16 protein-coding genes and 2 pseudogenes are annotated in these 23,079 nt (G+C 60.7%); 8 read left to right on the top strand and 10 right to left on the bottom strand.

Features of this window, described 5'->3' with window-relative positions:
* Positions 1-73: 73 nt before the first annotated feature.
* Positions 74-394 (bottom strand): annotated as a pseudogene (locus tag FCN80_RS18560) (ureidoglycolate lyase); the annotation flags it as partial.
* A 383-nt stretch (positions 395-777) separates the two neighbouring features.
* Between FCN80_RS18560 and FCN80_RS18555 the strand changes: the two are divergent.
* The 8 genes from FCN80_RS18555 (at position 778) to tssG (ending at position 11,816) form a co-directional block, all read left to right on the top strand.
* The gene (locus FCN80_RS18555) at positions 778-1,428 is read left to right on the top strand and encodes a two component system response regulator (RefSeq protein ID WP_136991658.1); all 651 of its coding nucleotides are present in this window, start codon (positions 778-780) and stop codon (positions 1,426-1,428) included.
* 60 nt (positions 1,429-1,488) lie between these two features.
* Positions 1,489-3,951, top strand: a complete 2,463-nt coding sequence (locus FCN80_RS18550) for a type VI secretion system Vgr family protein (RefSeq protein WP_136991657.1) — start codon at positions 1,489-1,491, stop codon at positions 3,949-3,951.
* A gap of 52 nt (positions 3,952-4,003) precedes the next feature.
* Positions 4,004-6,514, top strand: a complete 2,511-nt coding sequence (locus FCN80_RS18545; RefSeq protein WP_230492777.1) for a DUF2169 family type VI secretion system accessory protein — start codon at positions 4,004-4,006, stop codon at positions 6,512-6,514.
* On the top strand, positions 6,511-7,578 hold the full coding sequence (locus FCN80_RS18540) for a pentapeptide repeat-containing protein (RefSeq protein WP_170975448.1): 1,068 nt from the start codon (positions 6,511-6,513) through the stop codon (positions 7,576-7,578). Before FCN80_RS18545 ends, FCN80_RS18540 begins: the two co-directional genes overlap by 4 nt.
* Before the next feature lie 65 nt (positions 7,579-7,643).
* Positions 7,644-8,276, top strand: a complete 633-nt coding sequence (locus FCN80_RS18535) for a DUF3540 domain-containing protein (protein ID WP_136991654.1) — start codon at positions 7,644-7,646, stop codon at positions 8,274-8,276.
* A gap of 34 nt (positions 8,277-8,310) precedes the next feature.
* The gene (tssE, locus tag FCN80_RS18530; protein ID WP_170975447.1) at positions 8,311-8,823 is read left to right on the top strand and encodes a type VI secretion system baseplate subunit TssE; all 513 of its coding nucleotides are present in this window, start codon (positions 8,311-8,313) and stop codon (positions 8,821-8,823) included.
* 7 nt (positions 8,824-8,830) lie between these two features.
* Positions 8,831-10,690: a type VI secretion system baseplate subunit TssF gene (tssF, locus tag FCN80_RS18525; RefSeq protein ID WP_136991652.1), complete on the top strand. Its 1,860-nt coding sequence runs from the start codon at positions 8,831-8,833 to the stop codon at positions 10,688-10,690.
* Positions 10,691-10,730: 40 nt separating this feature from the next.
* A complete protein-coding gene (gene tssG, locus FCN80_RS18520) occupies positions 10,731-11,816 on the top strand; it encodes a type VI secretion system baseplate subunit TssG (protein ID WP_136991651.1) in 1,086 nt (361 codons plus the stop codon).
* A gap of 42 nt (positions 11,817-11,858) precedes the next feature.
* On the opposite strand, the gene FCN80_RS18515 is transcribed toward tssG, so the two are convergent.
* From FCN80_RS18515 to tssJ, 9 genes and pseudogenes are all read right to left on the bottom strand, one after another.
* Positions 11,859-12,569: a type VI secretion system-associated FHA domain protein gene (locus FCN80_RS18515; RefSeq protein WP_136991650.1), complete on the bottom strand. Its 711-nt coding sequence runs from the start codon at positions 12,567-12,569 to the stop codon at positions 11,859-11,861.
* Between the two features lie 44 nt (positions 12,570-12,613).
* Positions 12,614-13,123: an Hcp family type VI secretion system effector gene (locus tag FCN80_RS18510; RefSeq protein WP_136991649.1), complete on the bottom strand. Its 510-nt coding sequence runs from the start codon at positions 13,121-13,123 to the stop codon at positions 12,614-12,616.
* A gap of 80 nt (positions 13,124-13,203) precedes the next feature.
* Positions 13,204-14,634 carry a type VI secretion system contractile sheath large subunit gene (gene tssC / locus FCN80_RS18505; RefSeq protein WP_373880346.1) on the bottom strand — a complete coding sequence of 477 codons (1,431 nt, stop codon included), beginning with the start codon at positions 14,632-14,634 and terminating at the stop codon, positions 13,204-13,206.
* A 144-nt stretch (positions 14,635-14,778) separates the two neighbouring features.
* Positions 14,779-15,252: pseudogene (gene tssB, locus FCN80_RS26935) on the bottom strand (type VI secretion system contractile sheath small subunit); the annotation flags it as partial.
* A 157-nt stretch (positions 15,253-15,409) separates the two neighbouring features.
* A complete protein-coding gene (gene tssA, locus FCN80_RS18500; RefSeq protein WP_136991647.1) occupies positions 15,410-16,411 on the bottom strand; it encodes a type VI secretion system protein TssA in 1,002 nt (333 codons plus the stop codon).
* Positions 16,408-19,974, bottom strand: coding sequence for a type VI secretion system membrane subunit TssM (tssM, locus tag FCN80_RS18495; protein ID WP_136991646.1), 3,567 nt, complete (start codon positions 19,972-19,974; stop codon positions 16,408-16,410). The genes tssA and tssM overlap by 4 nt, the downstream gene beginning before the upstream one ends.
* 2 nt (positions 19,975-19,976) lie before the next feature.
* Positions 19,977-21,170, bottom strand: coding sequence for a type IVB secretion system protein IcmH/DotU (gene icmH / locus FCN80_RS18490; protein ID WP_136991645.1), 1,194 nt, complete (start codon positions 21,168-21,170; stop codon positions 19,977-19,979).
* Positions 21,167-22,522, bottom strand: a complete 1,356-nt coding sequence (gene tssK / locus FCN80_RS18485) for a type VI secretion system baseplate subunit TssK (protein ID WP_136991644.1) — start codon at positions 22,520-22,522, stop codon at positions 21,167-21,169. Before tssK ends, icmH begins: the two co-directional genes overlap by 4 nt.
* Positions 22,519-23,070 (bottom strand): type VI secretion system lipoprotein TssJ, encoded by a 552-nt coding sequence (gene tssJ / locus FCN80_RS18480; protein ID WP_170975446.1) that lies wholly within the window; start codon positions 23,068-23,070, stop codon positions 22,519-22,521. The genes tssK and tssJ overlap by 4 nt, the downstream gene beginning before the upstream one ends.
* Between the last annotated feature and the right edge of the window lie 9 nt (positions 23,071-23,079).

The raw sequence follows: 23,079 nt of genomic DNA, 5'->3' as shown, positions 1-23,079 counted from the left end.
TGAGAGCATTAAATTTCAATTTAAACAATGAATTACCTTCTTAGCGTACGGTTTCGTTCCATTGGCCCTCAAACCCCATAATGGCGCTGGTCCACTTACTGAAGACGATGGGCTCCGCGGGGATGGCCGCGCCGGTTTCCGCGGCATGATCGGCATAATTCAGCCCGATGCAGACGAATTTGCCGACCCCGCCGACACAGGGGCCCAGCCGGGGCGTTCCGTCCACCAGCGGCAGTCGTTCCAAATCCAGGGCGCGCAGCCGGTTCAAAGACTCGGGCAGCAGGGCCGCGCCGCTTATGTCTTCCACATGGTGTTCCAGGCTGCGGATCCGGCCCTGGCTATCGAGTATGCCGGGACGTTCTTCACCGGAATCGCCGTAACGCAATAATTTCATTCCTCGCTCCCATTCTGTTCATTCATTCGAATTCAATAAATTGTACGCCAGCTTTATGGCGCGCGGCCACGGATTTTAGTGGAAATAATAACGGACGCCGTCTTAATAATACATGTTGTCTCGCCGCGGCGATGGCGCGATCGCGGTCAATGAAAACCACCGAAAGGTTGACGAATATAAACATAACCAAAACACGGGAATATCTTCATGGCAATCAGCTTGCTTTATTGATTTGATGGACTATGATCGCGGCGATTTAAGTAAATCGGGAAACAATAACCCACTTATACTCTAAATAATTCAAGTTGCATCGCGGCGGCAAGGCGACATATTCAGGGTATATGGGCATCAATGATTAATGATAACTGAAAATAAAGAGCTCTATGCCTAACGATAATTGCCAATTTATAAAAATACTAATCGTTGATGACCATGAATTAATTATCGCCGGGATTAAATCCCTTTTTCGTCCTTACGCGTTTTACCGTATTGTCGGTCATGCCGGTAATGGGCTGGACGTCAGTCAATTATGCCGTCAGACCATGCCGGATCTCGTCATCCTGGACTTGGGGCTGCCGGGAATGGAAGGGGAAGACGTCATTACCCAATTACTGCGGCGCTGGCCTTCTCTGCGGGTGGTCGCGCACACATCCCGGCAGGGGGAACATCACGCGGCGCGTGTTTTCAGGCTGGGCGCCATGGCGTTCGTCGCGAAAACCAGTCCGGCGCGGCGTTTGCTGGAAGCGGTCGATGCCGTCTGCGCCGGGCGGCGCTATATCGATCCCGTTTTGGAAACCCGCCGGGTGGATCAGCTCATGGCTGAGCAGGAAAGTCCATCGCTCTCCCTGACGTTAAGGGAGCGGCAGGTGCTCAAGCAAATCGCCGAAGGCGCCGGCAACCGGGATATCGCGGCGCGATTGTCCATCAGTTGCAAAACCGTGGAAACCCACCGTCTGAATATCATGCGCAAACTGGACGTACACAAGGCCACCGAACTCATTTTGTGGTCGCATCGTCTGGGATTGGTGGAATAAGCGTCAACCCGACGGGTCACCCGCGCCATATAGGCATTGTCGCAACAGGCTCAGGCAATTATGGAAAACAAGAATAGTCACCGCATAACAATCAATAACAATTTTGACGCCCGTTTCATTTTTCTCCGGCTGGAAGGCAGCGAAGAACTATCCGCGCTTTTCCACTTTACCGTGGAGTGTCTCAGCGAGCGCCCCGACCACGATCTGGCGGCATTTCCCGGTCAGGAGATGGCGCTGGAGATACAGTTGGAATCCGGCGGCCGCCGTTACCTGCAGGGGCTGGTCGCCACGGCGGAGTATGCCGGTCGCCATGGGTGCCGGGAACGCTATCACCGCTATCGCTTTTCAATCAGGCCGGCCTTGTGGCGTCTGGCCCTGAACCAGGATTGCCGCATCTGGCAGGGGCGCACCCTGCCGGAAATCGTCACATCCCTGCTAAATGAACATCACATCCGCTATGAAAATACCCTTACCCACGATTACCGACCCTGCGATTATTGCGTGCAGTATCAGGAGAGCGCCTTCGATTTCATTAGCCGATTGATGGAGCATGAAGGGATTTATTATTATTTCCGGCACGCGGCCGACGGCCATGTCATGGTATTGTGCGACGCGCCGGAAAATCATCGTCCCGTCGACGGCTACGAGAACATCCGTTTTCAACAACCGGGCTTTGGTTTGGCCGATTTGCGCGAGGGAATACAGGTTTGGTCGGCCACCCACGCCGTCACCGCCGATCTCTGCATTCTGGATGACTACGATTTCCGCCGTCCCCGCGCCCGCCTGCTGGAGGCCGGTCCGCGCCCTGCCTCCCCGCCCGCCCGCATGGCGGAAATCTTCCACTGGCCGGGCGGACATCACGACAACCACCATGGGCGGTTTCTGGCGCGGATCCGGCAAGAGCGCCTGGCCGCCAACCAGCAAAAAATCACCGGGCTCACCACCGCCCGCGGTATGTCGCCCGGTCACACCTTTTCCCTGGCAGATGGGCCGATACCGACCGCCGAATGCGGTTATCTGGTGCTCGGCATGCGCTATCGCCTTAGTGACCCGCGTTTTTGCGATGAGGACGCCGATACCCGCCAGACAGACAATGCACGGGCCGAATTCAGCGCCGACTTCGAGGCGATGCCGTGCGAACGGCCCTGGCGGCCGGCACGAAAAACCCCCTGGCCGAAAACCCAGGGGCCGCAGACGGCGGAAGTGACCGGTCCACCCGGTAAAACCATCTGGACCGATAAATACGGCCGCGTCAAACTCAAATTCCGCTGGGACCGCCATGGCTCGGGAGACGATACCGGCGCCTGCTGGGTGCGGGTTTCCAGCGGTTGGGCCGGCTGGAAATACGGCAGCATACAAGTCCCCCGCGTCGGCGAAGAGGTTATCGTCGATTTCATCAACGGCGATCCGGATCGGCCTATTATCACCGGGAGAGTCTACAACGAGGATGCCCAGCCGCCCTGGGCGTTGCCGGAGCACGCCGCCAGAATGGGTTTCATGAGCCGTAGCGGCGAGGGCGGGCCGGAAAATGCCAGCTATCTGTTCCTGGAAGACGCCGCCGGCCGTGAAATGTTCGCCATGCACGCCGAGCGGGATATGCGGCTGTCGGTGGAAAACGATTACCGGGGCGCCATTGAAGGCAATCTTACCCAAACCATTGCCGGCCAATCGGACTACGCCCATCTTGGCCCTTGCACCATACTGAAGGCCGCTCCCGACAGACAGACCTTCCGGCAAGGCAAAACCAGCGTCGTCACCGCCGGCGGGCGCGCCGACATCATCCATGGCGGTGATTACCGGCAGGTGGCCGGCGATATTGAGCGCGCCGCCAGCGGAACGCTGAATTGCCACGCGGGGAAAACGCTGAGTCAGCGCGCCGGGCGGGATTTGATGTTCGATGCCGGCAAGCGGATTATCTATGGCGACCATCTTGCCGCCGACGATCCGCAGGCGCAAAGCGGTAATACGGCCTTGCGCCGATACCGGACGGACAATGCCCTGGGATCGGGCCGCGGGCCGCGGCCGACATCGCTTCGGCCAATCCGTATTCTCTATATCAGGACCAGGAGCGTCCAGGTCGCCGGCGATGCTATTCTGCGCGTGGCACGCAACATGAAACAGCATATCGGTGGCGACGCCCGTCGAACGATCAAAGGCGAAAGCCGCGAGCATATCGGCGGCGATCTGACAATCCGATCCGATGCCGACGTCGCTTTGCAAAGCGGCGGCGAGACGCGCCTGACCGCCGATAAGCTTGTGTGCAAAATCGAGGGGGTGGCGGAGACCCGGGCCGCCACCCGCCTGACCGTGGCCGGCACCTCGGAAACCGTTGACGGCATGGCTATCGCGGTGGCGCAAACCGCCCTGCATACCCGCAATCTCATGATGTCGAATCATGTGGTCGATATGACTAACGCCGGCATGCGCATGGAAACCGTCGGCGTCAATATCGCCCAGGGTCAGTTGGATATCCGCACGACGCTGCTTAGCCTGCATACCAGCGCGCTCACTATCTTTATCTGATAACGATGCGCGCGGCTGATCCCATTTTCCCGGCGGAGATAACCGCGCAGTGATGAAAATTGTCAAACCCCTGCGCCTGGGCGTGCTCACCCGTCCATGGCGCTGGCAGGGAGAAAACCGGCTGTGCGTCGCGGTACTGGCGCTGGCGGATATGTCCGCCAAGCCACGGATTTTCCCCGAACCCGAATTATGGCGATTGGCGGCCGAAGAACTCACCGGCGACGCCGCGGCCGTCGATATGGTTTTCCCTAAGCCCTGCGCCGAATTCCTGGCCACCGGCCACGCCTACACCCGTCACCAGTCCGATAAGACGGCCTGCGTGGCCAGCATCCGGGTAGGATCGCTGGCGAAAAGCCTGCTGGTCACCGGTGAACGTTTCTGGAGAGACGGACGGCCAACCCACCCTCTACCCTTCGACCAATTACCGCTGGATTGGCAAAATGCCTATGGCGGCGCCGGCGTACCGGAGAACCCCCTGGGCATCGGCGCGGCGCCAGTGATGGTTGATGGCGCCCGCCGCCACCCGCTGCCGCGCATCGAACATCCCGATCATCTGCTTGGTCCAGGCCGGCGAGCCACCGTACCCGCCGGTTTTGGGCCGCTGGGTTTTACCTGGCCCCGGCAAACTGGCCGATTAGGCAAACGCTACGACCGCCGATGGCTGGAACAAGGCTTTCCCGGCTTTGCCCGGGATATCGACTGGCACGTGTTCAATCGGGCCGAGCAGGATCAATGGTGGCCCGACCTCGACGCTCTGCCGCCCGGCGCGCCCTGGCGTATTGCCAATATGCATCCAGACCGGCCTGTACAGCAGGGCAGCCTGCCGCTCTGGCGGGCCCGCTGTTTTATCGTTCGCGGCGCGAGCAAGGATTCGGCGCCGGAGGAGATCCCTTTACGCGCCACGACAATATGGTTTTTTCCCCATCGCGACCGGATGCTGTTGATCTGGCACGGCGGTTGCGCCATTGGTCAGGATGACGCGGCGGATGTGGCGCAACTCACGGCGGCCATGGAATCGGTTGGCGAACCAAGACCGCTGGCCCATTACCGCGAGGTTATCCACCGGCGTCTGGACAAGAAAACCGGCGCGGCCCATACCTTGCGCGATCAGGATCTGATGACGCCCGCTCTGATGGCTCCCTGGCTGGATACCCGACCTGGCTCCCCTCCCGGCCCGTTATCCGCCGCGCTCGCCCGCCGCGGCGATAATGTCCGCGCGTCATGGTCCGCGGACGACGGCCCCCCATGCCCGTCGGAAGGGATGTCCGAGCCGGCCGCCGAGTTACCGCCGCGTCCCGCGCCGGATCGCTTGTCGGAATTTATGGCGGATGTCTCACGCCAGGCCGAAACGCTGCAACAACTGGCTAGGCGAAAAGCCGCTTCGCTGGCGGATCGGGAGGCCGAGTCTTCAACCTCGGACGATGGCGCGGGGCCGGCCGGTTACCTGCGCCTGTTGCAATCCGTGGCGACGCCGGACCAGGATACCCGTAGCGCTCTGCACTGGCTCTATCGGCATTCCGCCGACAGCCGCGGACCGGCGCCCGCCCTTGATCAGGGAAGTTCGCAATGTTTGCGGCGACAGGTTCGGGATCAACTGGCGGGCGGCGGCCATTGCCAGGGAATGAATCTTACCGGCGCCGACTTAAGCGGCATGGATCTGCGCGGCGGCGATTTCCGCCAGGCTTTGCTGGAAGGCGCGATACTGGATCACTGCCGGCTGGATCATGCGGATCTGCGCGAAGCGATGTTGGCCCACGCCTCGCTGTCCGGCGCCACACTGAACCACAGCCGTCTGGAGGGCGCCTGTCTGGCCGGCGCCCGGTGCCGCGACAGCCTGTTTACCGCTGTCCGGCTGGCGGAAACGCCCTTGCAGGGCGCGGATATCGCCCATTGCCGGTTCGATCACGCGGTGATTGAGGGAATGCTGTTCCGCCAGGTGCGATTGCGCCACTGCCGCTTTCGGCACGCGGTTTTCACCCGCAGTGTTTTTCTGGAGCAGAATGCCGAACAACTGGATTTCAGCCACAGCCGGATGTCGCAAATGAGCTTTTTGCATGGCGCGCTGGCGGACAGCAGTTTCAGCGCCGCGCAACTGACGGATTGCGCCTTTATCGGCACGGCCCTCGACGGCGTGTGCTTTCAGCATGGCCGGCTAACCGACTGCGTTTTTACCGGCGATAGCCGAATCCGGCGGAGCGATTTTCGTCATGGATGGCTCAGGCACGTCAATTTCCGCGGCATTATGCTGGCGGGCAGCGACTTCAGCGGGGCGCAGGCCTGCGGCTGCGATTTTAGCGAGGCCGACCTGTCCGGCGCGCGATTAACCGCCATGGACGCCCGTGACTGTCTGTTTATCCGAACCGACTTGTCCGGCGCCAGACTGGAACGGGCCGATCTCGGCGGCGCGTTGTTGCAGAAAAGCCGGCTAAACGGAGCCGATTTGCGGGCCGCCTGCCTGTTTCGCGCCGATCTATCCCAGGCCATTATGGACCCATTGACACAAGTAGACGGCGCCTACCTGGCGCAATGCAAAACCCTGCCGGGACAAGGAGCGGCTTCATGAGCGGCGCTCTATCTGCGCAGGCGCTGCGACGCAAAATCCACCGCGGCGAAATTATCGAGGCGGTAACGTTGGATGGCGGCTCGCTGGCGGAGGTGGATTTGCTCGGCGCGATTTTCGTGAATGTCACCTTCCGCGAATTCGCCGCATCCGGCCGGCGGATGGAGGAATGCCTGTTTGAGCGCTGCCGGCTGGAACAGGCGAATCTGCGCCATCATCGGATCAGCCGATGCCGGTTCACCCATTGTCTGCTGCCGCAAGCCGATTTCAGTCACGCCATTCTGGAAGAGACGCTGTTTACCGATTGCTCCCTGGCGCAGGGCCTATTCCACGCCGCCGACCTGCGCGACGGCCAGATGCTGGAAGGCTCCCTGGCGGGCGCCGGCTTTGAGCGGGCGACCTTGCGGCACTGGCATTTCTGCCGGACCCTTTTCGACCGGACGGTTTTTCGTGATTGCCGGGTTTTGCTCGCCACACTGTTCCAACTTGATCTGCGCGCCGCGCGTTTCAGCGGCAACCACTTTGAGCGCAGCGTCTTCTTTCGCTGCCGGCACAGCGGAAATGATTACCGCGATCAGCAATTTCTGTGCTGCCAGTTCAACGATAATTCCCTGGACGGGGCGGATTTCACCGGATCCCGGCTGACACAATGTAATTTCAGCGGCGCCGCGCTGCAACACGCCTGCTTGGACGGGGTAGACGGTGAAAAAGCCTTGTTTAACGCGTGCGATTTGCAAGACGTCCGCTGCCGACACAGCCGACTGGACCACGGGCAATTTCTTTGCGCCAATCTCCGTTCGGCCGATTTTTCGCACAGTTCCCTGCGTCACGGGCTCTTCAGGCAAGCTTGCCTAAACGATAGCCGAATGGTCGCTTGCGATTTGCGCCACGCGGATTTAAGCCGGTCGGATATGCGCGCGGCGGATTTGCGCCAGGCCCGCTTTGAACGGACATTGTTGCACCGGGCCGACCAACGGCAAAGCGTGTTTTCCCATCGCCGGGGCATCCTGGAAAGGGATGAGGCCCTGTATGCGGCGGAATGCTGGCGGGAAAATACCCGGGCTTGAATTCCCGCGGGGGGGACCAGAGCAGGAATGACATAAATCCATTGAGAGAGGTAGCCAAGAGCATTATGAACACGCGGCATAGTCGTTTTTCCCTGACGGCGGCCCCCCCGTCGCAGGCTGTGGGGAGGGTGGCCGATGCGCTGCCGGAAGGATTTTTTATCGTCGAACACGAGCAGCGCGGCTGGCAGTGCCGTCAGGCCGCCAGTTGCCTTTTGCAACCGCAGACCGGCGATTTGGTGCTTATCGCCGGCAATGGCGCCCAGCTTTGGCTGTTGGCGGTCCTGGAACGGACCGACGCCGGCTTGCCCTATACGCTTGACGTTCCCGGCCCCTTGCGGATTGCGCCGCAAGGCGATCTGACGCTGGCCACGCCAGCCGCGCTATCCCTTGATAGCCGGGAGTTAGCCATCGACAGCGGCCGGGGAGATTGCCGTATCAAGGAACTGGCGTATCAAGGCCGTTCGCTATCGGCCTGGATTTCCCGTTGCACCCTGGCCGGCAAAAGCCTGGAAACGGTTTGGCAAACCACGGTATCCATCAGTCAACGCCTGTTGCGCAAAGTGACCCATACCGAACACGTCCGCGTCGGGCAATGGGATTGCCAGGCGGAGGATTACGCCCGACTGCATGGCAAACATTTGCTGATGACTTCCGAAGCCATCGCCAAACTGGACGCCGAGCAGATTCATGTGGGCTGAAACACCGAACATAACGACACGTCAGGAAACCGCTATGACGACTTCCGCCAAACCGCCGGCCGGCGCCCCCTACCGCCGTACCCGGCTGATCCCGCCGCTGCTGCTGGAGCGGCTGGCCGGTATCCCGCCCGGTCCTGACCAGCCAGTTGGCGACGATCGGCGGATAATGCGCGACTCGGTGCGGGCCCATTTGCAATTACTGCTTAACTGCGCCCGGCCGCATTATCCCGACACATGGGCAACCGAGGGCCATCTGGCCAGCAACGTGCTGCGATTCGGTTTACCACCGCTGGCGGGCAAGCGGGTCTCAGAGCTCGGCCCGCCGGAAATCGCCGCCGCCATCAAAACAGCCATTCTGCGTTTCGAGCCCAGAATTGCGGCGGACGGTTTGCACATCGACCCGCTATCGTCGGAATCCCTCTCGCCGTACCTGCTGTCATTTGTGATTCAGGGCCGGCTCCGAGGGTCGCCGGAACCGGCGGATTTCACCTTTTACAGCCAGGTGGATTTAGAGAGCGGCCATGTCGGACTCACTGAACAAGGATAACATACCTATGGATGGCCGTTTATTGGCGTATTACCAGCGGGAATTAACCTGGCTGCGGGAAATGGGCGCGGAATTCGCACTGCGCCATCCGGATACGGCGGGTAATCTGGGCATGAGCGGCGACGATATCGCCGATCCTTATGTGGAACGTTTGATGGAAGGCTGCGCGTTTTTGACCTCGCGTATTCAGATGAAGATGGATGACGAGTTTCCGCAGATTACCCGACAATTGCTGGAAATGCTCTACCCGCATACGTTGGCCGGCATTCCGGCCATGGCGATCGTGCAATTACAGCCGGACAACCTCAAAGGCGACATCAGCCAAGGTTTCCCGGTGCCGCGCGGTACCCTGTTCGATTACCGGGATGCCAAAAACCCCGGCATCGATTGCCGCTACCGTACCGCCCACGATGTCATGCTGCAACCGCTCGTTATCGAGCAGGTGTCGCTGGGCGGCATCCCGGCGGAATTGCGCCGAAGCGCGCCGAACCACGGCGGCATCGTCAGCGCGCTGCGCATTGAATTGCGCAGTATCGACAATGTGGCCCTGGAGCGGATGCAATGCGATCAATTGACATTTTACCTCGCCGGCGACGATATGCAGGCCGGACAATTGATGGAGTTACTGATACAACACACCCAGGACATCTATTGCAGGATTGTCGACGATCCTGCCCTGTCCTTGTCGCTGAATGCCTCGGCGCTTCGTCATGAGGGTTTCGCCGGCGATCAGGCGTTGTTGCCGCGCGATCCCCGTCATCTGGACAGCTATCGCCTGGCGCGGGAGTATTTTCATTTTCCCGCCCGTTTTCGTTTTTTCAGTGTCAGCGGCCTGCAACCTCTGCTGTCGCGGGGCGGCAAACATCGGCGGTGGGAGATTTTCCTGCTGCTGGGCAAAGCCGTGCCGGAATTGGAGCGCAGGATCGATAATGCGCATTTGGCGCTGCATTGCACGCCGGTAATCAACCTGTTTCCACGCAGCGTCGAACGCGTCGTGCTGAACGCGCGGCAGACCGATTACCCATTGGTGGCGGATAAACTGCGGCCGTTGGACTACGAAATCCATTCGGTACTGAGTTTGTACGGCAGCGGCTATCACGGCTATCAGCAAGAGTTCAGGCCGATGTATGAGGTGCGCCACGCAGACGACACAAACAACCGCGCCTGGTATACCTTGCGGCGGGAGCCGTATCTGTGGCGCGGTGTTGCCGGCCCGTCAGGGCCCCACGCGGGTTATGACGGCTCGGAAGTCTTTGTCTCCCTGGCCGACGAGGCGCATCCCCCCCGGCATGATGATTTGCGCTATCTCAACGCCGATGTGCTTTGTTCCAATCGTCATCTGCCGCTGCAACCCGGCCACGGGCATTCGGGCGAACTGACCGCGCGGGATTCGCTGCCCATTCGGCGGGCGCGAATGATTCACGGCCCCAGTTCGCCTTGCCCTGCTCCGGCGCAAGGCCGGGAATGTTGGCAGTTGATTAACCTGTTGTTTGCGGACATTTCCAGTCTGCTGAACGGGACAGACGATAAGGGGGTGGATACGCTACGGCGTTTGTTGCAATTATTGGCCGGACAGGCAGGCCATATCGCCAGTCCGCCGATCGGCGCGCTGCTCGAATGCCGTCGGCAACCTTGTTACCGGTTGCTGGCGCCGCCCGCCATGTATGCCCGCGGCGTCCATATTCAGCTTACCCTGGATGAACAGGCGTTTTCCGGCGCCGGAGCCTGGCTGCTGGGCAGCGTGCTGGCGCGTTTGTTCGACCAGCTCGCCGCCGTCAACAGTTTCGCCGATACCACGCTGGTCAGCCCGCAACGGGGAATCATCGGACATTGGCCGGGACACACAACCCTGGAACGCTCCCTATGATCGTGCCAACCCGCCGAACAAGGTCGTCGCGGAGGCCAGGATGAGAATCATTTCCCTGCGCCGCCTCCCGCCATCGGGCCTATCGCCGACGCCGCCCAAAGCGCGCGCCGGCGCTTTACTTCACGCGGTGGCGAAATCCCCCTGGCGCTTTACACTTTTTCCCGTGTTGCGGCGATTGGATGCCCGAGCGGGCGGCGGTTACCCTCTGGGGCGCGCGCCCCTGCCTCGCCATGAACCGGTGAGGTTGGGCCAGCGGCCGACAATGGTTTTCGCCCCCAGCCAGATCGCCGCCGTTACACCGGACGCCACCGGCCGACAACGTATCGATATTCACGGTTTCGGCCTGTTTGGTCCCGACGGCCCTTTACCGCTGGCGCTTACCGAATATGTCCAGCAGCGAGGACAACAGAATAACGACGCCGGACTTGCGGCTTTCACCGACCTTTTTCATCACCGTCTTATTACCCTTTTTTATCGGGCATGGGCCGATGCGCAACCCTGTATTTCGTTTGATCGGCCGGATAACCGCCGGTTCGACCGCTTCGCCGCCTGTCTTGCCGGCGACGGTCTTGCCTCACGGCGGGATGGCGGGGACGGCGGTTTACCGCCGGCGGCCCGCTATTACATGGCCGGCCATTTCAGCCGCCATACGCGCAACCGGGGCGGTCTCGCGCAGATGCTGACGCATTATTTCGGCGTTCCAGTCGATATCCGCGAAAATCTTTTCCATTGGCTACCGCTGCCCCGTCATCAACAGCTGCGCCTATCCTCCGGCGCCGCCCCGTTGGGGCGGGGCAGTTGTCTTGGACTGGCCATACCGGACCGGCAATTCAGTTTCCGAGTTCTGCTGGGGCCGTTGTCCTGGCGGCAATATGGTCATTTCCTGAAAGAGACCGCGTCACACCGGGCGAGGCGTAACGGTGGACCGGAGGTATTGGCCGAATGGGTACGGCAATATCTCGGACTCGACTACCGGTGGGAGGTGGAATTGATTCTCAATCACAACCACTATCAGGGCTGTTGTTTAGGCCGGCCATACCGCCTGGGGCAGAATTGCTGGCTGGGACACAATATCGGCGGGCAGGATCGCCGCGATTTCCGCCGTCATCCCACGCCAACGCGGTAATATTGAGGATGTTCCGGCCTATCCGGACAACATACCGGTTTTTCAGCGTATCGGCGGCGTAAGCGCATTGGCGATATCGTTTGTCGGCGAATGGACGGCGAGAGCGTGTTCGTTATCGCGCAATCGCTGTTCATAGGCCGGCAAAAACACCGATTCGAACAGGTTATCGGCCTGGCTATCCGAGTCCCGGCGCAATCGTTGATGGTATTTGCAATAATCCCGCCATTGACGTCGGCGGGCGCCCAAGCGCCGCCAGCCACGCTCGGCTCTCGCCGGGCGTAAGCCGTCATCTGGGTCAAAAAGCGCCAACACCCGCCTGTAGCATGCGTTCAGCGCGGCGGCCATGGCCTGCCGTCGCCGTTGGGCATCAGGCTCGAGGGTCGTGGCCACCCGCTCGGCATCGGCATCCAACGCCGCCAGACTCCCCGCGTCCCCGGCGGCGAACCAATATAGCGGATCGCGGCTGTCCGTGGCGATGCCCACGCCGGGCGGCGAGGACATGGGATCCCCTACTCCGCCTTGCCAGGAAACATTGTCGTCCCCGGACGATCGCCGTCTCTTACCGCCACTGACGGGGTTTTCATCCGCTACCGGCGTGGATGAACCGAACAATAAATCCGAAAGCGCATCCTCGGCCGGTTCGGGCCGGGGTAGCGACAAATCACGGCAAAGCCCGGACCACAGCTCATCCTCGTCTTTCACCGGACGGTGATCGTTATCCCTGGGGGGCGCGTCAATGGGAAACTCAGGCATTCATTTTCTCCTATGCCTTGGTGGCGCCGGGGCCGGCGCATCAATTAGTGCGTATTGCCTTTGACATCCCAGTTAAAGGTAACCTGCGGTCCCGGGCTGCCATTTTCGTCCTGCTCGTGATAATTCACCTCCACCAGCGACGGGGAGAAACGGTAGCGAACGCCAATATCGCCCGCGGCGACGGCGCCGCCTTCGACGCCATCGCCGCCAATATGTTTCGTCATCTCGATGCTGCTCAGGATGACGTTTTTCAAAATAATTTTCAGATATTCATCCTGTTCGCTGCCGGCCTTGCACACCACCAGACTCACCGTATTGAGGCGTTTACCCTCGGCGCCGAGCGTCATTAGCGTCGGCATCGCCTTGTCCATCCGCGCGAACACATCCAGATCCCGAACCACCAGCCTGCCGCTGCCCCCTCCACCGCCGACGCCGGTTTCGGTGGGCTGGCGTAACTGCCACTGAAACGTCTGGATATCAATCCACCCCTGATGCCTGGCATCCTTCGCTTCGCCGGTTACCCCTTCCACCTGTAAATAAATACTGTTGTGCATCACTATTGCTCCTGACAAAAACGGGCCCGACCATAGTCCGGGCCGGCGATCCGCCGCCGATTTGCGCGGCGGTTAATGACTTAGGCCTGACCAGGCTGTTTCAGCGACGGCAATCGGGACACCAGCCGTAAAGACACCGTTAATCCTTCCAGTTGGTAATGGGGGCGCAAGAAAAACTTGGCCTGATAATACCCCGGGTTGTCGGCCAGTTCGCACACTTGGACTTCCGCCGCCGCCAAGGGCCGACGCGCTTTGGTTTTTTGCGAGGAATTCGCCGGATCGCCATCCACGTAATTGATAATCCAGTTGTTCAGCCAGCGCTCCATATCACCGCGTGTCTGGAAAGACCCGACTTTGTCGCGCACGATGCATTTGAGGTAATGCGCGAAACGGCAACAGGCGAACAGATAGGGCAGCCGAGCGGCCAGATTGGCGTTGGCGGTCGCATCGGCATCGTCGTATTCCATGGGTTTTTGTAAGGACTGGGCGCCAATAAACGCGGCGAAATCGGAGTTCTTGCGGTAGACCAGCGGCATGAAACCGTTTTTCGCCAGCTCGGCTTCCCGTCTATCGCTGATGGCGATTTCGGTTGGACATTTGATGTCCAGCCCGCCGTCATCGGTGGGAAAGGCATGGCAGAGTAGATTATCCACCGCGCCGCCGGATTCCACGCCCCTTATTGAGGTACACCAGCCATACTCCCGGAACGAGCGGTTAATATTCACCGCCATGGCATAGGCGGCATTGCTCCAGACATAATTGGCGTGTGTCGGGCCGTCGGTTTCCTCTTCAAACAGGAACGACGCCACCGGATTGGCGCGGATACCGTAAGGCAGGCGCGCCAGCATCCGCGGCATAACCAATCCGAGATAACGGGCGTCCTCCATTTCGCGCAACATCCGCCAGGCGGCATATTCGGTGTTGAGAAAAATCTTGCCCAAATCGCGGGGGTTGGACAGCTCCTGCCAGGAATCCATTTGCATTATGCCGGGAGAGGCGCCGCTGATAAACGGGCAATGGGCGGCGGCGGCGATTTTGGCCATTTCGCCGAGCAGTTCGACATCCTGCGGGCTATGGTCGAAATAATAATCGCCCACCAGGCACCCCAGGGGCTCGCCGCCGAACTGACCGTATTCTTCTTCGTAGATACGCTTGAATATCGGACTTTGATCCCAACTGGCGCCTTTATAGCGTTTGAGCACCTGGCCGAGTTCGGTTTTGCTTACGGCCATAACCCGGATTTTCAGCATTTCGTTGCTTTCGGTGTGGCTTACCAGGTAGTGCAGACCCCGCCAGGCCCCCTCCAGCCGCTGGAAATCGGGATGATGCAAAATAAGATTGATTTGCCGCGTCATCTTGTCGTCAACGGCGGCGATCACATCCTGAATCGTGCAGAATGCATTGCCGGACAGCGGTATGTCGTGTTCCAGCGTTTGCTCGGCCAAGGTTTTCACCGCCGCCGCGATGGCGTCGCACGCCTGTTCGCTGCGGGGCCGGAACTGCGCTTCCAAGCTGGCGCGGCAAGCGTGTAAAGGCGGCGGCGAGCAATCTTCGGCGACGGTTTCGGTTTCCTTAACCAACGCCGCGGCGCCCCCCTCCCATTGCGCGGAGCGGCCGGCGGCCGGCGTGATGTCCGCTATCGGCGCGGCGGCCAGCAGACGCAACAATTCACGATCGGCCAACAGCGAGGCAATCCACTCCTCGGCGCTATGCTTGCCATCAATATAAGATAACAGGTTAGATAAATGGACATGGGCTTCCAGCAAACCACGCAACGGATCGATTTGGCGCGCGATGGCATCCGGCAGAAAATCGTCCATATGGCTGAACGTCATCCTGACCGACAGTTCGCCTTCGCCGGTAAGCGTATTCGCCACCCGGAAATCCACGCCCGGTTGCAGCGATTTCATCCGTTCATGGAAATTATCCGTGTCGATTTCAAGAAATTTGCGTTCGTCCAACCGTGGCGGCGGGTTTTCGCCCCGGCCGGCGATATCGGCCATAACGCCCATGACAAACGGTAGCTGAACTTTGCGTTCCGTTCCGTACAGCTCGACTTCGTATTCAATCTGCACCCGCGGCGCGCGATTGCGAGCCAGGAATTTCTGTCCGCTATTGGTGTGATCCATATGTATTACAACGCTCCATGACTGACAAAATAAACTCGTCCTACTTTACGTCGCCGACCGCCGGCCGCGTTTGCCTTCGGTCACCGGGTTGGCCGTGATGTGAAAGATCGCCCGCCCGCTGCGGCAATACAACGTAACTATTTGATAAAATGGATATTTATTCCCGGCCGTGACCGCCCAGCACCTGTTCGAATTGCGCTACCGCCGACGGCGCCAGATTACCGATAATTCCCATAAAATCCTGCCCCATCAGTTGCTCAATGCGCGCCAGCAACAAGGGCGCCGGATGACCAGGCTCGAACCGGGAGAAATAGCGCTTCACTTGCGCCAGCGCCCGGACAGCCTCTTCCCGTGTGGCGATCTCGCGCCATGCGCCGCCGTCACGCCGGCCGGCCGGACAAAGCGAATCCTTGGACGCGGCGTCTGAGATGGACGGTTCGTCATCGCCGGCCGGCGCCGAGGCGTGTTCGGGCGCCAAACTTTCCAGCGATGCCAGCAAGGCCGGCATTTCCGGTAATGCGCCCTCGCCCAGGCGCCGGCGCAGAATATCCAGAATCCGTTTCGCGGCGGCGATGGCCGGGGCGATATGACGGGCGTGCGGGCTGATTCCCCGCCGAACGGCTTGTTGTAAACGCGCCGGACCGCCGGCATACCGGCTTTCCCCGCCGCCGTCTTCCAGGCCGCGCAAGGTTTCGGCCACCGTCAGGCTGCAGCCGTCTACGCGCAAAAAGGGGCTGCGCCGCACTAGCCGGGTTAGCGTAAAACCCTCGCCCAATTCACGCAGGGCGTTGATACGCATGAACGGATCCGGTTCCCCGTCCTGGCAAAGCGCGGGCAACAATGATTCCCAATAGCGTTCCAGCGCGCCGGCAATCAAAGCCAGGCCGTCGGCATAGCCCGCCAGCGCGCGCTGCGCGGTCCAAGCCTGGGCCAGCGGCAACAGGATGCGCAAATCCTTGCTACGGGCCAGTAGCCGCAGCGCGGTCAATTCCACCTGCCGCCAATCCGGTTCCTGCGCCGCAATCAGGGTGTCGCCAAATTGTTGTTCAGGCTTGCCGCGCGCCATTTGCAGCATATGCAGGCATTCGGCGTCGTATTCCAGATTTTCGCCGCAAGGTTGGGTTGCGCTGACGGGGGCCAGCAATGCCTCGAGTTTCACATTGTCTCCTGTTGCATTATGTCGTCCAGGGGGGGTAGCGCGAAGGGATTGCGCGCGCTGTCGGCGACGATCTCAAGCGTGGCCTTGCTGCCGTTCAGCATAAAAACGGCCCGGCTGGCGATGTGCCGGCCATCCCAACGGGCGCCGGCATTGGCCAGCAGCCGGTGCCAGGCCCAGGGGCCCTCGGTTCGCACGGTCTTGGTCGCGCCGCTGCTTAGGGTTAGCGTCGCTTGCGCCTGAAAGGCGCGCGCCAGGCCCGGCCAGTTCAGATGAAATACCGCCGGCGGACCGTGATGGTAGGCAACCGGTTGCCCATCGATATCCATCTCCAGGCTGATGATGCGGTTATCCATGGATAACGGCCGCAGGGTGAAAGAAAAGGAAGGCCCCTGGCCGCCTTGGCGAAAAAAAGCGTCCCGGATGGCGGCGGCGGCCTGGAAAAAGGCCAGCAGTTGTTTTTCTCCCGGCGAGCCGTCGGCCTGAGCCCAGGGCATAAAACGCCAAGGCTGTTCGCGGGTGTTGATCTTATCCGCCAGATAGCGATCGAAAAATCGGTCGGCCAGGCCGACGCCCGGCGCGAACATGTGGGCGAAATCATCCGGGCTGATATCTTGTTTGCCGTTTGGCGCCAGGGGATAGCGGCCCTTCAACGCGAATTGATAAAAACCGGCGATTTGTAGGTCGAACAACCGATACAGCCGCTGCATGGTCTGGTGCCGGGCATCGTCGCCGGCCTCGCTCACCAGCGTAAGCACCAATTGACGAAACGGCGCGGGTAGCCTCAGGGCGTCAGCCCGCAGACGCGTCAAAATCGCGTCTTGACGCCCGGCGGCGTTGTCGTCGACATCCAGGGCCACCAGATAATGATAAAGACTGTCCAGCCCTTTAAGGACATTACCGAAGGATACACCGTCGCTGCCGGGCTGGGGCGACCGCGTCAACGCGATGATATCCCGGAAATGGTTTCTGGCCATCTGCTCCGGGGCGGCGGTTCCCGGGTCCGGTTGCGCGCGCGCGAACATCCGGTTGAAAACGCGCCGGGTTTCCTGACCCAGCTCGCCGACGCCCGCCGGGAATTCCCCGGTCTGGGGCGCGGGCAACGACACTGTCCGGCCGATATTGAGCAAAAGCTCGCGCAACGGCGATTGGTCGCCGGATAATACACGGACATAACCGATACGCTGGTGTAGGCTCAGGCTGGGCTTTATGGTGATATCGCCAAGAAATTGCTCCCATTGCCGGATAAAATCGTTCATATACAGTAGCCGGACCTGATCCGCCATCGCCGCCCCATCGCCGGACGGGGCATGGCCCAATACCCAGCCGTCCTGCGCCGCCAACTCGTCCACTACCGCCCGCGCCTGGGCATTGACGCCCAACCAATAGCCTTCCGGCGTATAAAAACCCGGCAGGGGTTCATAATTCGCCAGTCCGCTCTTGCGCTCGAAAACCCAGTCGCCCTGTTCGCCCGCCAGCTCGGTCAGGCTGATGGCCGTAAAACGATCGTCCTGCAACAACCGGTTTTTTAACCGGGCATAGGCCCGCACCGGTAGCGCGGTTTTCTGCACGGCTTGCCGCGCGGCCCGCTCCAGCCGCGTATCCTTGACATAAGGGGACGCCGGCGGGCCGCTGGACAGCAAATGTCCTAAATGCCGCCGTAGCCGTTCACGCCGCGCCTCGTCAAGCTCGGCGACGTCCGGCATGGCCGGCAGGGTGTCCGTCAGCCAAGCCAATAAGCCATCGCGATCATAATGATCCGGCTGATAAAGCATCTGGTAAGCCGTCAATGCCCCATAAGTCAGTTCGGCATCGTCGAAATCAATCTGATAAAGCAGTCGGGTGATATGCTGGGCCGCCAGCGGCAGTAATAACCGTTTCAGCGCATGTTGATAAAGCGACTCGCCGGCGCTGGCCATCTGTTCGCCGCGATACATCCCCATTCGGTAATCCAACGGCGGGTGCGCCGGGTCGAAACCGTCGAGACATACCAACCGCCGCAGGTCGTCCAGAAAGCGCACCAAATCGGCCAGACCGGCGCCTTGGTTAAAATCGAGCCGTGCGCTTTGCCGGGCCAACGCCTCGATTTTTTCCTCCACCCGCGCCAGATAGTCCAGATTATGGCGGTAGCTGCGCAGTGATCCGCCGACAGCCAGGCCGATTGTAAGCAAAAGCAGCGAACAACCAGCCGCCGTCGCCAGCCGGCGGCGGTAGGCGGCCCATCGGTTGCGGCCCGCCAGTCCGCCCTCCGCCAGGACGATTTCCCGAAATAACGACTTGAGGAAGTAGCTCTGGGGCGCGGGAGTCTCTTGCTCGTCCCAGGCAAATCGCTGATCTTGCGGCGCGTAACTGTAATCGAAAATGTTATCCCTGGGGATTGGACAGGCCGTCTTGCCGCCGTCTTTCTGATTGGCGCTGGTGAAAAACAGTCCGCGGGGCGAAAGTGCCGGCCCGTCGCCCGATGGAAGGCAGATGGTCGACAGGTTGCGCAACAATTGCGGCCGCAAGGCGGCGAATGCTTGAGGAAAAGCCAGTATCTGCGCCCGTTGCCACGGATCCCGCTCCGCCGCCAGCGTATCGGCCAGCGCGGCGTTCAACCGGGTTTGCAATCGATCCCATCCCTCGTCCAGCGCCTGCCGTAGCGATATCTCCGGTTGCATGCCGCCAGGCCAGGGCAAGGTCATTCCCCAGCATTGTTCCAGGTCGGGGCCGTCGTACCGGCTGAAATAGTGGCTGAACCCCGGCAGGCAATCGGTTTTGGTCATCATGAAATAGAGGGGAAAATCGATTTTGAAGCGCCGGCGCAACTCCACCAGGCGCTTGCGCAATAGCACGGCCTGCCGATACTGCCCGTCCGGCGAGGCATGCAGCACATCCTGCGCGTTTATGGCCAGCACCACGCCATTGATGGGCTGACGGGCGCGGTAGCGGCTCAATAGGTCTATCATTTGCCGCCAATAGCGGTTGCCATCCTGCAAATACGCGCCGGCGGGGCTTAACAGCACGCCATGGGAAGTCAGGTACCAATCGCAATGATTATCAGGCTTGTCTTCCAGCGATAAGCTGTTGATCTCTTGGAGAGAATGATAATAGTCCAGGCCGGCGTTCTGCAGGGCTTTGTTTTTACCGCTGGCGTCGGTGCCCAAGACCAAAAACCAGGGCAATTGATAAACATACCCTTTGCCGAACCGCCGGCAGTAACGCCGCAGCGGGCCACCGCCGCCAAATTGGCGATGACGCAGCAGGCGGAAGGTGCGTTTGAAACTGTCGGGCAACAGGCGTTCTTCGCTGCGCTGTGTCGATGAGGCGCTATCGGCGCCGGCCAACCGCCGGAACAACCGTTTTTGCCGGCGCCAATAGAGGAGGCGCGGCAACCAGCGCGCCAGCAGCCATAAGGCGATGATGACGGCGAGCGTCCGCCATCGCGCGGCCAGATCCGCCAGGGGCCGCGCGCCGTCGAATGCCATGAGCGGTCCGGCCAGCATAATCAGCAGTCCGACGCCGACCAGGACAATCGCTTCCCACACCGCGCGACGGGTTGCCGGCGCCATCAGGAATTTCAGCATGATCACTCCTTGGAACCGGCGGCAACCGGCGGCCGGTTATGAAACGACAGACTCACCCGGCGGTTGATCGCTCTATTGCGGCGGCTGGTATTCGGCAACAACTGGCCCTCGGCGCTTTCGGCGACGACCCGTCGCGGCCGGCGCGGGGATTGACGCAATAGCTCGGCCACGGCTTCGGCGCGGGCCAGGGATAATGCCTGGTTGGAAGCATAAGCCGGGGTGCGGATGGGCTGGCCATCGCTATAGCCGCGGACAGTGACCGTCCCCTGGATCATCGCCATCAATTCGGCCAGTTGCCCGATAAGAGGTTCATAACGCCGGTTGATGTGCGCCGACGCCGACGGGAAAACATCGCCGCCGCACAGGGAAACGACGACCCGATCCCCTTGCACGGCGACAGACAGGTTGCCCGCGGCAATTTCATCTTTGAACCGACGGCGCAGCGTATCCAGCGAAAACCCGGCCAGCGGCGGCGGCGCTTTGGGCAACGCTAAAGCGAACAGCCGTTCTTGTACCCGATTGGCTACCGTATCCAGGCGTTGATCCAGCAGGATATGCAGCGTGCTGGCGCCCAATCCGCCCAGCAGCAGACACAGCAGCAACGCCGTCCCCAACCGGGCTCCGCGTCTTGGCGCTTCGATAACCGTTTCGAAGTGGCTCAGCGGCGCGGGATAATCGCCGCGAATTGTCCGCAGTTGCCTTGCCAACCGTTGAGTGATGATTTCCAGGCGGTAGATGCCGTTTTCCATCACCCGATACCGGCCGCCGAACCCGAGCAACAGGCAGAAATACATCAATTCCAGCAGGTCGACGTGGCGGGCCGGATCCTGAGACAGCGTCGCCATCAGTTGAAAAAATTTCTCACCGCCGCTGGTTTCATTATGAAAAGCCAGCAACAGGCCATTGCCGGTCCAGATGTCGCTTTTGCCCCAATCGGTCAACGCCGCGGCTTCATCCAGCGCGGTACACAAACAATAGCGCGACCCGACGATCACATCGTGGGTCAGGCCGCGGCTTTGGCAGTGCTTTTCGAAACGACGCACCTCATTGACAAGGCTCTGCCGTAGAGCGGCCGGTTCGGCCGGCGCGGGGGCGTAGCGGAGATGGGCGATGGCGTTCAGTAGCGGCAGGGCGCAAAACACCAGCGGATTATCCTGACCGGCGCAGGATGGGGGCAAAACGGCGGGGTCGTTCATTTATCGGCCTCGCCGGCGCCGGATAATCGGCGTACCGCCCAAAGCGCCAGCGGCACGCCGCCGAATTCACCGGCGACGTGGACCGCGATGGTGCCGGTACCGTCGATATCCTGCCACATGGCGTGGTCGCCCTGTAATTCGATATAGCTCCAGCCGGGCTGGGCCGCCAGTTGTCTCGGCGCCTGGAACAAACAGCGCAATGTGATGCCGGGAAGTTGCAATTGCACCAAATCGCGAATACGCCCCGCCGGAGCGATTTTCACCTGCGCCAGGAAATGCGCGGACGCGTCGTCGGTTCTCAAATCCGCTTGCACCGCCAACACAAAATCGTAATTGCCAATCATGCCGGATTCAGGCAATACGGCCACACTCAGGCCCGGCATCTGCCTGGTCAACGCGAGGGGCACCGCATTTTCCTGCAGGATAAAAAACAGGCCCTGGCGCAAGCGCATCATCAATCGGCCGAAAGCGCCGCCGATATCCAGATGATCATAGCGGGGCATGTCCCCCTCAAACTGGTATGGCGGCCGGGATACCGCCAATTCCAGCGCGAAGGGCAACCATTCGGCGAAAAGCCGTTCGGGATGAAGACGCGGCAATGTCAGGGTATGTTCGGCGATGGCGCCGAAACGATGAATCAGGCCGAGCAGATGCAAATCGACGGCGGTCTCACGGCCGCCGGCGCATTGCTGCAGATAGCGGCCCAATTGCCGACGGCGCTGGCGTAACAGCCCCGTCAGTTCCTGCCTGAATCGGCATAACACCGGGCTGGCGTCGCTGTTGATCAACGGCGGGATGTAATCCTCGTCCAGAACCACCGCGCCATCGGGCGTTTTCTGCTTAACGCGCGCCACGCCCAATGACAGCCAATCACCGCTCAGTTCCCGTTCCGGCATCAGCCGCAGACGTAATTTCCCGCAATAGAGGACAGCGTTGCCGGCCGAAACGGCGTTGTTATCGGCGACATCTTTTTCAAATGCCCTGTAGCGCGCCGGCGAATCAGGCAAATCGCAGAAAATCGCCTCGTCACGCCCGGCATGTTTGACCGGCACGGCCAGCACAATGGTCTGTCCGTCATGCTCGGCGCCGATATCCAAAGGGGCCGGCCCCTCCTCCGGCCCGGCGATATGAAATACGGTGCCGTCGGCGAAAACGCCCTCGGCCGAGGTCAGCGCTATCTTACCCAGCGCCGCCAGCCCTTCATCCAGCGAGAGCGCGGAAAATCCAAAGCAGTACCCCCCGGGCCGCAGACGCCATTGGCGCTCTTCGAGATAAGCTTCCGCTTGTTGGAAATGGTGCGGACGCAAAAACATACCTTCGGTCCAAAGGACCTTGTGAGCTTTTTTTATCATGAATTTTCCGCCTGTTCGGCCGATACGCCGCAACCGTCATGGGAGGACGTCTCGCATTTCAGTCCGTCCGGGGTGACCGCGATGCGCTTGCCCGCCGGCCGGCTGGCGCCAGCGGGCAGCAACCGATGCCAGAAAGACGGCCGGGCGATCTCGGCCGGCCAAATTACCCGCCAGCGCCGATGCGTCATGTTTTTGTATTCAGCGAACAGACCGAGGAATTTCGCCGCGGGAGGAATCACCAGGCTGAGCCGCCGGGTCCGCTCATCCGGCAACAGGAAAAAATCCCGCGTGTCGAGCAGGGCGCCGGCCAAGAATGTATTGCCGCCATCTTGTAACGCCGGATAATCAGCCGACAGGAACGCGGTCTGATCGCTCAGGAAAAAAATCCGCATCTTCAATGGTGCCCCCTGGTTTGCCGGGCCGGGGATAGTCAGTTCCAGCACATGGGACGGTGGCGGGTCCGCGGCGCAGCCCGTGAGCATCAGCGCCGCGATCAGCGACAGGCGGCGGCGATGGCCGGCCAGAAACGACGTTAACGATATCAGCATGGTTGTTCT

It is taken from the genome of Martelella alba (assembly GCF_005217455.1).
Taxonomy (GTDB): domain Bacteria; phylum Pseudomonadota; class Gammaproteobacteria; order Enterobacterales; family Enterobacteriaceae; genus Acerihabitans.
Note: the sequence above shows the minus strand (reverse complement) of the source record. Positions and strands in the feature narration are given on the sequence as shown.